Below are 12,160 nucleotides of genomic sequence, written 5' to 3'. Positions count from 1 at the left end.
ATAAAAAAAGCCCCCGCAAGTGCCGACCGTGTAGTCCATTTGCAGCCCTGGCTAACCAGGTTGAGGGAATCACGGCTGCTTTAGGCTTCCCACTCAAAGGTGGGCTTGCACACCACAGCCAGTATCATCCCTCTTTTAAGAGGTGTTGGCTCCAAATTTCCTACACTGTATCGAGCACCGCAGGGGCTATTCTTTAAACACCCTCTACGATTTCCAGTTTCTTTTCTATTTCGCTTAACCTATTTTCTAAAAAGTCCAAATCTCTTTTAACTTTTAAATACTCAGTTGCAATATCAAAAGCTGCCATAATAGCTACTTTGGATGTGGTCAATATACGATATGTTTCTTCAATCTCTTTCATCCGATTTTCAACCATTTTAGCAGCTTCTTCCAAAAAAAACTCATCAAAATCTGATCTAATTCTATATTTATTTCCATAAATTGAAACTTCTAAAACTTTCAAAGTGCCACACCTCTTAAATCCTGCTTAGCAGGCTTTCAATTTTAGCTGCTATTAACTCTCTTTCCTCTTCATACTCCTTAACTTTTAATTCTAAATCTTCCTTTTCTTTCTTTAACTGCTCGTTTTCTTCTAATAATTTATTATATTTTTCAAGCAGTAAATCTATCTTTTTCTCTAACTCATCAATTTTTTCCTTTAACTCCACCATATCTGTAAATTACAATAATACAAAGATAATGTCAATCACAAGTTAGTTATCTCACATTGACATTGCGGATACCGTCAGGTTTCCAGGCTGGAGAAATGGTAAGGGCACCTTTTCTTTTGCATTTTAAAATAGATGCATAAGAGATAGAAAAGCTACCGTATTTTTTATTTATTTTATCCATCGCATGATAAAGCTTACTTTTCCTTTCATCTTCAAATATATTTTGCAAACAAACAGTATCGTGAACCAACTTACCAAGAGATACCCCCACCAATCTGACCCCTTTTGAAATATCAAAATCTTCAATTATTTTTTTGGCAAAATCGTAAATATGGTGTGTGGCCGAAGTAAAAAAAGGTAATGTATAACTCTTTCCAAAAGATTTCATATCTGTATCTCTAATCACCACAAATAACCTTTTCCCAGAGACTCTGTTTTGCCTTGCTCTTTCCGAAACCATTTCACACAACTGAAGTAAATATGGTGATAACTCATCCATATTAAATATATCCATCGGTAAAGTCATACTATGTCCAATGGATTTAACAGGCTCTTCTTTTGTATTTACCCCTTCAAAATATTCACCATTTGCCATAGCATAAAGCTTATACCCATTTTTCCCAAACATCTCTACAAGACTATCAATCCCAAACTCCCTCAAATCCTTCGTAGAAAAAATACCTAAATTTTCAAACCTTTTTGCAAGTCTTCTACCTACCCCCCAAATCTTAGAAATGGGAAAACTATCTATAAAATCTTTATTTTTCTCCCTTGGAACATAACAGAAACCATCTGGCTTATTTACTCCGCTTGCCATTTTCGCAATAAGTTTATTAGAACCAACCCCTATAGAGCAGGTAATTCCAAATTTGCTCTTTATAAAACTTTTGATCATAAAAGCCACATCCTCAGGGGGTAAATTAACATAAGAAAGATCAAGAAAGGCTTCATCCACAGAATACATCTCAACATCAGAAGTAATAGTAAGCAAAAAATTGTATATCTGCTTTGACACATAAGTATATTTGCGATTGTTCCCAACCACTAAAACTATATGAGGACACAATCTCATAGCCTCAAACTTACTCATACCAGTCCTAACACCATACTTTCTCGCTTCATAAGAGGCTGTAGTCACCACAGTGCGCTCTTTGGCACCTATCACAGCAACAGGTTTTCCCCTTAAAAGTGGATTTGATGCTTGCTCCACAGAAGCAAAAAATGCATCCATATCTATACACATTATCATAAAAATCCCCTTGATTTTTACTAACAACCAGATTATAAACAAACAAATGTTTACTTTCAAGAGAAATTTAAACAAAAAAGAGGTAGCTATGCTTACGAAAAAACAAGAACAAATGCTCAATTTTCTTATAAGTTTTAAAAACAGATACGGTTATTACCCAACCATAAGAGAAATTTGTACACATTTAAAACTATCATCCACCGCATCAGCAAAAAAGATGCTCGATAGGCTGGAAGAAAAAGGGGTAATAAGAAGAGGGCATGGAAAAGCAAGATTAATAGAAATAGTCAATCACACCCACAAAAAAGGTATCCCTGTTTTAGGAAAAGTTGCAGCAGGTTATCCAATCCTTTCCGAAGAAAATATTCTTACTTACATCAACTTAGAAAAATTTTTAGACACAGATAAATATTTCTTTTTAAAAGTTACAGGCGACAGTATGATCGAAAAGAAAATTTTTGACGAAGATTTAGTTTTAGTAGAACTCACCAAAGAGCTTAAAAATGGTGATATTGGCGTTTTCAGATTAAATGGAGAAGTAACAGTAAAAACTTATTATCATAATAAAAACTCGATCATACTAAAACCTGAAAACCCTTTTTATGAAAATATAATTGTAGAAGAGACAGACGATTTCGAAATAATTGGTAAAGTAGTTTTTATATTACGCAGCCCATAAATATTTAAAACAATTTTACAATCATAAGAATTTTGTTTAAATCAAATATTTCTCTTGACTATATTTATTTTTAATCAATAATAATCATTAATTAAAGGAGGTTATTATGAAAAAAGATTATGTATCAAAAAAAATTAATTTAAAACTATTACATCAAAATTGCAGTGAAAGATGTCCGTTAGGTAATGATTTTAATTACAAAGAAGAATTTGAAAGTCTTGATATTGAAGCTGTTAAGAAAGATTTGAAAGAGTTAATGACAAATTCTCAAGAATGGTGGCCTGCTGATTTTGGACACTATGGACCTTTATTTATTAGAATGGCATGGCATAGTGCTGGCACCTATCGTATTGCAGATGGAAGAGGTGGAGCAAATTCTGGTCAGCAGAGATTTGCACCTGTAAACAGCTGGCCTGACAATGTTAATCTTGATAAAGCAAGAAGACTTTTATGGCCTATTAAGAAAAAGTATGGAAGAAAATTATCGTGGGCTGATTTGCTTGTTCTTGCTGGTAATGTTGCTTTAGAATCAATGGGCTTTGAAACAATAGGATTTTCAGGTGGAAGGGTTGACTGGTGGGAAGCAGATGAAAGTGTATATTGGGGACCAGAAGAAGAGTGGCTTGAAGATCAGAGACATACTGAAGAAGGTGAACTTGAAGGTCCTCTTGCTGCTACTCAGATGGGATTAATATATGTAAACCCAGAAGGACCTGGTGGAAATCCAGATCCTAAAGAAGCGGCAAAGGATATTAGAGAAGCATTTAGAAGAATGGGAATGGATGATGTGGATACTGTTGCATTAATTGCTGGTGGACATACATTTGGCAAATGCCATGGAGCAAGCACAATTGACCATTTAGGCCCAGAGCCTGAATTAGCGCCAATCAATGAACAGGGACTTGGCTGGAAAAATTCTTATAAAAGTGGAAAAGGGCCAGATACTATAACAAGCGGATTAGAAGTAACATGGACAAGTTCTCCTACACAGTGGAGTAATAATTTTTTATGGAACCTTTTTGGTTATGAATGGGAATTAACTAAGAGTCCAGCAGGAGCATACCAATGGGTTGCAAAAGGTGCTCCAAAAATTGTCCCAGATGCACATGATCCAGAAAAGAAACATCCACCAACAATGTTAACTACTGATCTTGCTTTGAGATATGATCCAGAATATGAAAAAATAGCAAGAAGATTTTTAGAAAATCCTCAAGAGTTTGCTAAGGCTTTTGCAAGAGCATGGTTTAAATTAATTCATAGAGACTTAGGACCTCGTTCAAGATATGTGGGCAAAGAAATTCCTGAAGAAGTTTTTCCATGGGAAGACCCTTTACCAGAAGCTGATTATCCAATAATTGATGAAAATGATCTTGAAAAGTTAAAAGAAAAAATTATAAATTCAGGATTAAAAATTTCTGAACTTGTCTATACAGCATGGTCTTCAGCTGCTACTTTTAGAGGATCTGATAAAAGAGGTGGAGCAAATGGAGCAAGAATTAGATTAATTCCCCAAAAAGATTGGGAAGTAAATATGCCAGAACAATTATCAAATGTATTAAATGTATTAGAAAATATTCAAAAAGAGTTTAATAAAGAGCAAGAAAATCTTGATGGCAAAAAAGTATCTTTAGCAGATTTAATTGTGTTAGGAGGTTGCGCTGCTATAGAAGAAGCAGCTAAAAAAGCAGGATTTAATGTAAAAGTTCCATTTACTCCAGGAAGAGTTGACGCGACTCAAGAACAAACAGATATTGAAACTCATAGATACTTAGAACCTGTTTACGATGGATTTAGAAATTATCTTAAGAAAAAATTTAACATCCCAGCAGAAACTCTTTTAATTGACAGAGCACAACTTTTAACATTAACTGTTCCTGAGATGACAGTATTATTAGGCGGTTTAAGAGTTTTAAATTCAAATTTTAACTATTCTCCTCATGGTGTATTTACACAAAATAAAGAAGCTCTTAGCAATGATTTTTTTGTAAACTTGCTTGATTTAAATACTGAATGGATTCCAGTAGATGATGAAGAATATATATTTGAAGGGAAAGATAGAAAAACTGGTGAAACAAAATGGACAGCAACAAGAGTTGACTTAATTTTTGGTCATCATCCAGAGTTAAGAGCCCTTGCTGAATTTTATGCAAGTGATGATGCTAAAGAAAAATTTATAAATGATTTTATCACAGCCTGGGATAAAGTAATGAATCTTGATAGATTTGATGTTAAATGGTGGTAAATTATTTAAGAGGTAGCTACATATGTAGCTACTTCTTTTTATTTTCAACAGCAAAAATTAAAAAAACAATTAAAAATAACATTTTTTAAATATTCTTTATGATTTTAACTTCTGGTTCTAATAAAATGTTAAATTTTTTATAAACCTCGTTTTGCACAAATTCTATTAAATCCAAAATATCTTTTGCTTTGGCATCACCAAGATTTACTATGAAATTTGCATGTTTTTCAGATACCATTGCTCCACCTATCCTATACCCTTTTAGTCCACACTCTTCAATAAGTCTTCCTGCATAATCTCCTTTTGGTCTTTTAAAAACCGAACCGCATGATGGATACTCTAAAGGTTGTTTACTATCTCTTTTCTTTAAAATTTCATCTACTTTAGACTTAAGATATTTTTTATCACCATACATTTTCTTAAACTTTGCAAACAAAACAATTCTATTTTTCAACCCTTCTGCTATACGATAACCAAACTTGCAATCAGCATTTGATAAACTTATTATCCCCTTTCTAACCATATCATAGGCAACACATTCCGTTAAGACATCCTTTATTTCAGTGTTAAACGCTCCAGCATTCATATTTACAGCACCACCAACAGAGCCAGGTATCCCTGCAAGCTCTTCAAAACCAGAAACCCCTCTATCAACAGAAAACTCAACCAACTCAGAAAGCTTAACCCCAGCACCGACCAAAATATAATTATCTTTTTCTATCAACCATCTATTTAACAAGCCAGTGTAAATAACCACCCCATCAAAACCTTCATCCATAAACAATATGTTAGAACCAGCTCCCAACAAAACATAATTCATAGAAAGCCTTTCAGCAAAATTGATAGCAACCCCAACATCATCATTACTGATAACTTTAATAAAATATTTTGCCTTTCCGCCAACTCTGTAAGATGTATAATTTGAAAGAATCTCATCTTTTAATATTATCATTTGTCGATACGAGTCCCTTTTAAAGCATTTTTACAATCACAGTCATTTTTAACGATACCTATAAAATCTGGTATATTTTGTATCACTTTCTTAATATTCTCATTACTTTTTTTCATAGTATCAATAACTTCATCCACAGTTAATTTAGTTTTGCTAATACCAGCTGCATAATTTGTCACAATACTCATATTTGCATAGCAAATTTCTAGCTCTCTTGCCAATGGTGCTTCTGGGAACAAGGTCATCCCTACAATATCAGCATCAACCTGTTTATAAAACTTTATCTCTGCAGCAGTTTCAAGTCTTGGACCATTTGTACAGATGTAAGTTCCAACATCAAAAAAACTTAAATCTTGTGCCATACAACTTTCAATAAGAACAGTTCTTAAATAAGGACAAAATGGATTTGTAAAATCGATATGATATTTCTCTTCCAGCTCATCATAAAAAGTGGAATTTCTACCATATGTCATATCTATCGCATTATCTGGAACAACCATATCCCCTGGCTTTAATAACTTATTTATCCCACCAACTGCAGTAAAAGAAAAAATATGTTTTACACCAAGTTCATAAAAGCCATAAATATTGGCTCTATAATTAACTTTATGTGGTAAAATTTTGTGATTTTTACCGTGTCTATTTAAAAAGTAAAACTTACAATTTTTATACTCAAATACTTTATAGCTATCAGATGGACTACCAAATCTATTATCCAATTTTATTTCTTCAAGAAATTCAAGGCCATCAATTTCATATAATCCACTCCCACCTATTATCCCTATTTTCATTTCAACCTCCAGACCGATTAATTTATACTTTAGGTTTTGGTAAATTCCAATTTTTAAAAATAGATATGAGTCTTATAGAAAAAACAACTAATACAGCTAAAGTTACACTAAAAGTTTCACTCAGCCCCATTTTGTGAGCAAGAAGATAAAAAAAACCACCCACTATACAAGCAGAAGCATATATCTCCCTTTGAAGTACTAGTGGCACCTCTTGTTGTAAAACATCCCTTATCATTCCGCCAAAGGTACCTGTCATTACACCCAAAAATACCGAGCCTATCATCCCAATATTATATTCCATCCCTATTGATGTCCCAATCACAGTAAATATTCCAAGCCCTAAAGCATCCATAATAAGCAAAAATTTAAATCTTCTCTCTATTAATCTATGAAAATAAAAAGTCATCAGTGATACCAAAATAGAAATAATCAAATAATTATAATCTCTAAAAATGAAAGGTGGAATTCTTCCCACAACAATATCTCTTAAAGTACCGCCACCAACAGCGGTTACTACTCCAAGAAAAATCACTCCATATAAATCCATCTTCTTTCTTACACCCGCAACAGCACCACTTGCTGCAAAAGCGGCAGTACCTACAAGATCAAATAGATAGATAAATTTTGGTAACATTATACTTTTTCTAATCGCAAAATTTTCTTTGCCTGAGAAGCAATATGCTCATCATGTGTTACCATCAATATGGTTATCCCTTGTTCATTCAATCTTTTAAACTCATCAATAACAGTTTTACTATTTTCTTTATCTAAATTTCCTGTAGGTTCATCAGCAAATATTATCAGAGGATCATTTATCAGAGCCCTTGCAATGGCAACTCTTTGCTGCTCTCCACCTGATAACTCATTTGGGAAATGATTTAATCTATTAATTAAACCCATCTTATCCAATATAGCTTTTGCCTTTTTAAAAGCTTCATCTTTTTTACCAGTTATCATAGCAGGCAAAGCCACATTCTCTATTGCGGTAAAATCGTCCAAAAGATAATGAAATTGAAAAACAAACCCAAAATACTGATTTCTAATATTATCAAGCTCTTTTTCATTCTGATATATATTTTCACCATTTAATAAAACAAATCCGTTATCAGGTTTTTCTAAACCACCAAGGATATGTAAAAGTGTGGATTTCCCAGCTCCAGAAGGGCCAACAATTGCTATAAAATCACCTTTGTCTACTTCAAAGTTAAAATTATCCAAGACCTTTATCAAATAATCACCTTTTTTAAAGGTCTTAGATAGATTTTTGGCTTCCAACAACATTATTCATTCCTCAACAGTTCTACAGGATCAAGTTTTGCTGCTTGTTTCGCAGGATAAATAGAAGAAAAATATGTAATTATCACAGCGCATATAGATACAATGATAAACACTTCTGGCATAATCTTTACTGGTATTCTATCCATATAGTAAATATCCTCTGGTAAGCTGATAATTTTATACTTTTCCAATATAAAACAGATTAAATAGCCAAGTATATCACCAATTATTGTTCCCACAATACCAATAAATAACCCCTGTTTCACAAAAATTTTTCTTATCAATTTCTGATTAGCTCCAAAAGATCTCAAAATTGCTATATCTTTTCTTTTATCTTTTACTGTCATCGTAATAAGGCTTATTATATTAAACGATGCCACCACCACTATCAATGTAAGTATGACGAACATAGCAGCTTTTTCCAGTTTTAATGCACTAAAAAGATTTCTATTCATACTGAGCCAATCCCTAGCCCAATAAGGGAACCCAAGCTTTGCTTGAATGTTCGCTGCTATTTCACCACTTTTATTAAAATCAATAGTTTTTACAGAAAGGCCAGATACCCCTTCCCTTTTTATTTTGAAAAAATTTTTTAACACATTTAAATCTACAAATATCAATGAATTATTGTATTCATACATCCCAGTATCAAAAATAGCTCCCACTTTAAAATGTTTCATGATTGGTGTAAATCCAAAAGGCCCTTTCTTCCCAAAAGGGGAAATCAAAACGACATCGTCACCAACAACAACACCCAAAGTATTTGCAAGCTCCTTTCCAATGGCGATATAAGGTTTTGTAGAATTATCACTTAGAAATTTTAAATCCCCCTGTTTTATAAATTTACCCAGATTTGTGGCCTTAACTTCCAATTCTGGTATTATCCCTTTTACAGCAACTCCATTAACAGCATCTTTGGTACTCACCAGAACCTGACTCATGATAAAAGGGGCAACTGCAACCACACCATCAACTTTTTCGACCTTTTTTGCAATTTCCTTCCAATTTTCTATTGGTGTTCCATCTAATTTATTTATTACGATGTGAGAGTTTGCTCCAACTATTTTCTCTTTTAAATTTTCTGAAAACCCAGTTAAAACGCTCGTTACTACAATCAATGTAGCAACACCAAGAACAATACCAACAATGGAGATAAAAGATATAAATGATAAAACTTTTGATGATTTTTTTGATTTTAAATATCTAAAGGCTATAAACCCATCTATTTTAGCCACAATTACTCCCACTCAATAGTTGCTGGTGGCTTTGAACTAATATCATAAACTACTCTATTAATCCCTTTAACTTCATTTATTATCCTATTTGAAATCCTTGCCAGCACATCATAGGGGATTTTAGCCCAGTCTGCAGTCATTCCATCAAGGCTTGTAACAGCTCTAAAAGCGAGCACATGCTCATAGGTTCTTTCATCCCCCATAACACCAACACTTTTCACAGGCAAAAGCACAGTAAAAGCCTGCCAAATTTCTCTATAAAGTCCTGCTTTTTTTATTTCTTCAATAGCTATAAAGTCAGCTTCTCTTAAAATATCTAATCTCTCTTTTGTAATATCGCCAATCACTCTAATGGCTAACCCAGGGCCAGGGAAAGGGTGTCTATAAACAATATCCTCTGGCAGACCCAACTCTAAACCTACTTGCCTTACTTCATCTTTAAAAAGTTCTCTTAAAGGCTCAATCAGTTTGAAATTCATCTTTTCTGGCAAACCACCCACATTATGATGGGTTTTAATGGTTGCAGAAGGGCCTTTAAAGGAAACAGACTCTATTACATCTGGATAAAGTGTTCCTTGAGCTAAAAAATCAAACCTACCAAGCTTTTCAGCTTCTCTTTCAAAGATTTTTATAAAGAGATTGCCTATAATCTTTCTTTTTTTCTCAGGGTCAGTTACCCCTCTTAAAGCCTTTAAAAATTCCTCTTCAGCATCCACATAAATAAGATTTATATTAAAATTGTCTCTAAATGTTTTAACTACTTGCTCAGCCTCATTTTTTCTCAATAAACCGTTATTTACAAAGACACATGTTAAATTTTTTCCAATAGCTTCATTTAATAAAACAGCAACAACAGATGAATCAACTCCACCACTAAGTGCACACAAAACCTTTTTATCACCAACCTGTTCTCTAATCTTTTCTATTTCATTGTGAATAAAATTACCAGCAGTCCAAACAGGCAAGCACCCACAAATTTTAATAGCAAAATTTGCTAAAATGTTGCTACCGTAATCGGTATGAGCAACCTCAGGGTGAAACTGAAGTGCATAAAACGGTTTCTCTTTGTGTTTCATAGCTGCTACAGGTGAATTATCAGTTCTTCCAATTACAATAAAATCCTCAGGCATTTTTTCCAATCTATCGCCATGACTCATCCATACTTTTAACTTCCCATCCTCCAATGGTATATCATCAAAGAGTATTTCCTTTTGATTAACAATTAGTTCAGCATAACCATATTCTCTCTTTTCAGCTCTACCAACAACACCATTAAAATGTTTGCACATTAGCTGCATCCCATAACATATACCTAGAACAGGTACACCAAGCTCATATATCTTTTCACTTACAAAAGGTGCATCTTCATCATATACACTCTTAGGACCACCTGATAAAATTATACCTTTTGGATTAAACTCTTTTATCTTTTCCAATCCAATATTAAATGGAAATATTTCGCAATAAACCCTGCTTTCTCTTATTCTTCTGGCTATAAGCTGTGTATATTGAGACCCAAAATCTAAAATCAATATTTTATTGTGCAAATAGTCCATTATTCACCCCTATATCAATTATCTGTAATCCAATAAAATTATGTTGATATCCAATAGTTTGGTGCTTCTTTTGTGATAATCACATCATGCACATGACTTTCTCTTAGACCAGAGTTTGTAATTTTTACAAATTTTGCATTCTTTCTTAATTCTTCAATGGTAGCACATCCACAATACCCCATACCTGCTCTAAGACCACCGACGAGCTGATATATCGTATGACTTAAATCCCCTTTGTAATGCACTCTACCTTCTATCCCTTCTGGAACAAATTTGCCCTCCATATCCATTTCATCTTGGAAATATCTATCTTTACTTCCTTTTTTCATCGCACCAACTGAACCCATCCCTCTATAAACTTTATAACTTCTACCTTGATAAAGCTCTATTTCTCCAGGTGATTCTGTAGTACCAGCTAAAAGTGAACCTATCATAACTACAGACGCACCAGCACCTATTGCTTTAACAATATCTCCAGAAAATTTTATCCCACCATCAGCAATTATCGGAATTCCATATTTATCAGCAACTTTAGCACAATCCATTATAGCTGTAATTTGAGGCACCCCAACACCTGCTACAACTCTCGTAGTGCAAATAGAACCAGGTCCAATCCCCACCTTTACACAATCTGCACCAGCTTTTATTAAATCTTCACAAGCTTCAGCTGTGGCTACATTTCCAGCCACTAAATCCAAATCAGGATATTTTTTCTTTATAGCTTTTACCGTTTCAATTACTTTTACAGAATGTCCATGAGCTGTATCCACTACAATAACATCAACCCCTTTTTCCAGTAAAGCATCTACCCTATCAAAAGTATCTGGCCCCACTCCAACAGCTGCACCAACCCTCAGTCTTCCAAGCTCATCTTTTGTTGCATTAGGATATTTTAATTTCTTATTTATATCTTTGATAGTAATGAGCCCTTTTAATTCAAAATTATCATCCACCACCAATAATTTTTCAATTCTATGTTTTTGAAGATGTTCTTTAGCCTCTTCTAATGATGTACCCACAGGAACTGTTACAAGATTTTCCTTTGTCATGTATTTTTCAACCTTGCCAGTATAATCTGTAACAAAACGCAAATCTCTATTAGTAATAATCCCCACCAGTTTATGCCCTTTAACCACAGGGATACCACTTATTTTATACTTAGCCATCAGGTCTAATGCATCCTGAACAGTTCTTTCAGGCTCTATTGTGATTGGATCCACTATCATCCCACTTTCAGATCGCTTAACCTTATCAACCTCTTCAGCTTGTTCTTCTATACTCATATTTTTATGAATAAAACCAAGTCCACCTTCTTGAGCAATTGCAATAGCCATCCTCGCCTCAGTTACTGTATCCATCGCAGCACTAACAATTGGGATATTAAGCTTAATTTTTGCTGTTAAAGATGTAGCTGTAGAAACATCCTTAGGTAAAAAAGAACTTTTTTGCGGAATAAGAAACACATCATCAAATGTTAATGCTTCTTTGATTATCTTATCACTCATGT

Annotated in this window: 12 protein-coding genes and 1 other RNA gene; 2 read left to right on the top strand and 11 right to left on the bottom strand. The window is 33.8% G+C overall.

The genetic code is table 11. The features are described from left to right. Window positions 1-6: 6 nt before the first annotated feature. From ssrS to dinB, 4 genes are all read right to left on the bottom strand, one after another. A non-coding RNA gene (gene ssrS / locus OWM07_RS00580) (6S RNA) lies at window positions 7-189 on the bottom strand. Window positions 190-193: 4 nt separating this feature from the next. Then, on the bottom strand, window positions 194-463 hold the full coding sequence (locus OWM07_RS00575; protein WP_423301726.1) for a cell division protein ZapA: 270 nt from the start codon (window positions 461-463) through the stop codon (window positions 194-196). Between the two features lie 13 nt (window positions 464-476). Beyond that, on the bottom strand, window positions 477-671 hold the full coding sequence (locus OWM07_RS00570; RefSeq protein ID WP_423301725.1) for a hypothetical protein: 195 nt from the start codon (window positions 669-671) through the stop codon (window positions 477-479). A gap of 46 nt (window positions 672-717) precedes the next feature. Beyond that, complete coding sequence (dinB, locus tag OWM07_RS00565; RefSeq protein WP_423301724.1) at window positions 718-1,920, bottom strand: DNA polymerase IV; 1,203 nt, start codon at window positions 1,918-1,920, stop codon at window positions 718-720. 46 nt (window positions 1,921-1,966) lie between these two features. On the opposite strand from dinB, the gene lexA reads away from it, so the two are divergent. Next, complete coding sequence (gene lexA / locus OWM07_RS00560; RefSeq protein WP_423301723.1) at window positions 1,967-2,599, top strand: transcriptional repressor LexA; 633 nt, start codon at window positions 1,967-1,969, stop codon at window positions 2,597-2,599. 106 nt (window positions 2,600-2,705) lie between these two features. Then, the gene (gene katG / locus OWM07_RS00555; protein ID WP_423301722.1) at window positions 2,706-4,841 is read left to right on the top strand and encodes a catalase/peroxidase HPI; all 2,136 of its coding nucleotides are present in this window, start codon (window positions 2,706-2,708) and stop codon (window positions 4,839-4,841) included. An 85-nt stretch (window positions 4,842-4,926) separates the two neighbouring features. Here the strand turns inward: katG and murB are convergent, their stop codons facing one another. From murB to guaB, 7 genes are read right to left on the bottom strand one after another with little or no spacing between them, the layout of a single operon-like run. Further along, on the bottom strand, window positions 4,927-5,793 hold the full coding sequence (murB, locus tag OWM07_RS00550; RefSeq protein WP_423301721.1) for a UDP-N-acetylmuramate dehydrogenase: 867 nt from the start codon (window positions 5,791-5,793) through the stop codon (window positions 4,927-4,929). Beyond that, window positions 5,790-6,584, bottom strand: coding sequence for an S-methyl-5'-thioadenosine phosphorylase (gene mtnP, locus OWM07_RS00545; RefSeq protein ID WP_423301720.1), 795 nt, complete (start codon window positions 6,582-6,584; stop codon window positions 5,790-5,792). The genes murB and mtnP overlap by 4 nt, the downstream gene beginning before the upstream one ends. A gap of 22 nt (window positions 6,585-6,606) precedes the next feature. After that, window positions 6,607-7,218, bottom strand: a complete 612-nt coding sequence (locus OWM07_RS00540) for a trimeric intracellular cation channel family protein (protein WP_423301719.1) — start codon at window positions 7,216-7,218, stop codon at window positions 6,607-6,609. After that, window positions 7,218-7,865, bottom strand: coding sequence for an ABC transporter ATP-binding protein (locus OWM07_RS00535; protein ID WP_423301718.1), 648 nt, complete (start codon window positions 7,863-7,865; stop codon window positions 7,218-7,220). Before OWM07_RS00535 ends, OWM07_RS00540 begins: the two co-directional genes overlap by 1 nt. After that, the gene (locus OWM07_RS00530) at window positions 7,865-9,097 is read right to left on the bottom strand and encodes a lipoprotein-releasing ABC transporter permease subunit (protein ID WP_423301717.1); all 1,233 of its coding nucleotides are present in this window, start codon (window positions 9,095-9,097) and stop codon (window positions 7,865-7,867) included. The genes OWM07_RS00535 and OWM07_RS00530 overlap by 1 nt, the downstream gene beginning before the upstream one ends. 2 nt (window positions 9,098-9,099) lie before the next feature. Beyond that, window positions 9,100-10,653 carry a glutamine-hydrolyzing GMP synthase gene (gene guaA / locus OWM07_RS00525; RefSeq protein WP_423301716.1) on the bottom strand — a complete coding sequence of 518 codons (1,554 nt, stop codon included), beginning with the start codon at window positions 10,651-10,653 and terminating at the stop codon, window positions 9,100-9,102. 38 nt (window positions 10,654-10,691) lie between these two features. Next, window positions 10,692-12,158 (bottom strand): IMP dehydrogenase, encoded by a 1,467-nt coding sequence (gene guaB / locus OWM07_RS00520; protein ID WP_423301715.1) that lies wholly within the window; start codon window positions 12,156-12,158, stop codon window positions 10,692-10,694. Between the last annotated feature and the right edge of the window lie 2 nt (window positions 12,159-12,160).

The sequence above is a fragment of the Deferribacter thermophilus genome (genome assembly GCF_049472675.1).
GTDB classification, from domain to species: Bacteria; Chrysiogenota; Deferribacteres; order Deferribacterales; family Deferribacteraceae; genus Deferribacter; species Deferribacter thermophilus.
The sequence above is the reverse complement of the archived record's forward strand: the minus strand, read 5'-3'. Positions and strand labels throughout refer to the sequence as shown.

Excerpts from the sequence above, each read along its gene's own strand:
- OWM07_RS00570 (WP_423301725.1), bottom strand. The coding sequence starts at position 671 with ATGGTGGAGTTAAAGGAAAAAATTGATGAGTTAGAGAAAAAGATAGAT.
- dinB (WP_423301724.1), bottom strand. The coding sequence starts at position 1,920 with ATGATAATGTGTATAGATATGGATGCATTTTTTGCTTCTGTGGAGCAA.
- lexA (WP_423301723.1), top strand. The coding sequence starts at position 1,967 with ATGTTTACTTTCAAGAGAAATTTAAACAAAAAAGAGGTAGCTATGCTT.
- katG (WP_423301722.1), top strand. The coding sequence starts at position 2,706 with ATGAAAAAAGATTATGTATCAAAAAAAATTAATTTAAAACTATTACAT.
- murB (WP_423301721.1), bottom strand. The coding sequence starts at position 5,793 with ATGATAATATTAAAAGATGAGATTCTTTCAAATTATACATCTTACAGA.
- mtnP (WP_423301720.1), bottom strand. The coding sequence starts at position 6,584 with ATGAAAATAGGGATAATAGGTGGGAGTGGATTATATGAAATTGATGGC.
- OWM07_RS00540 (WP_423301719.1), bottom strand. The coding sequence starts at position 7,218 with ATGTTACCAAAATTTATCTATCTATTTGATCTTGTAGGTACTGCCGCT.
- OWM07_RS00535 (WP_423301718.1), bottom strand. The coding sequence starts at position 7,865 with ATGTTGTTGGAAGCCAAAAATCTATCTAAGACCTTTAAAAAAGGTGAT.
- guaA (WP_423301716.1), bottom strand. The coding sequence starts at position 10,653 with ATGGACTATTTGCACAATAAAATATTGATTTTAGATTTTGGGTCTCAA.
- guaB (WP_423301715.1), bottom strand. The coding sequence starts at position 12,158 with ATGAGTGATAAGATAATCAAAGAAGCATTAACATTTGATGATGTGTTT.